The 608-nt window shown below is 54.1% G+C and carries 2 rRNA genes; both read left to right on the top strand.

Features of this window, described 5'->3' with window-relative positions:
* Nucleotides 1-66, top strand: a 16S ribosomal RNA gene (locus tag DL891_RS16635); the annotation flags it as partial.
* A gap of 438 nt (nt 67-504) precedes the next feature.
* Nucleotides 505-608 (top strand): 23S ribosomal RNA (locus tag DL891_RS16630); the annotation flags it as partial.

Here is a 608-nt window from a genome sequence, read left to right as displayed (position 1 = left end):
TCGGTAATTAGGACTAAGTCGTAACAAGGTAGCCGTACCGGAAGGTGCGGCTGGATCACCTCCTTTCTAAGGAGCACTCGAGGATGCCTCTGTGATACAGGGCTACCAACCTCGTAGCCATTTCGGGGACACATGTTTCCCGGTGGCGCTCATGGGTGGAACATTGACATTGTGACCAGGACGAACATCGTCTTCCAAGTACGCCCTTCGGGGAAGGAACGGGGGCCGGCACTAGTTCTGGTCGTTGCACGCTGTTGGGTCCTGAGGGACCAGACCGGGGCTGCCTGAGAAGGGTGGCCTGGGACTGAGAACTTGTGGACCTTGCCCTGGTTCCCTTTGTGGGGGCCAGGTGGGGTACTACCCGTACTTTGAGAACTACACAGTGGACGCGAGCATCTTGGATATGCCGCAACAGACCCGGTTTACCGGTGAGTTGTTGGTGTGTCCAAAGTATGTATCAATGGCAACCCTTTGGGGTTGCGCATTGGTCTTTAGCAATTTTGTTGACAAGTTTCTAAGAGCAAACGGTGGATGCCTTGGCATGTAGAGCCGAAGAAGGACGTATAAATCTGCGATAAGCCTCGGGGAGCTGATAATAGAGCTGTGAG

It is taken from the genome of Homoserinimonas sp. OAct 916, assembly GCF_003260275.1.
Taxonomy (GTDB): domain Bacteria; phylum Actinomycetota; class Actinomycetes; order Actinomycetales; family Microbacteriaceae; genus OACT-916.
This window is presented reverse-complemented; position numbering and strand designations above follow the sequence as displayed.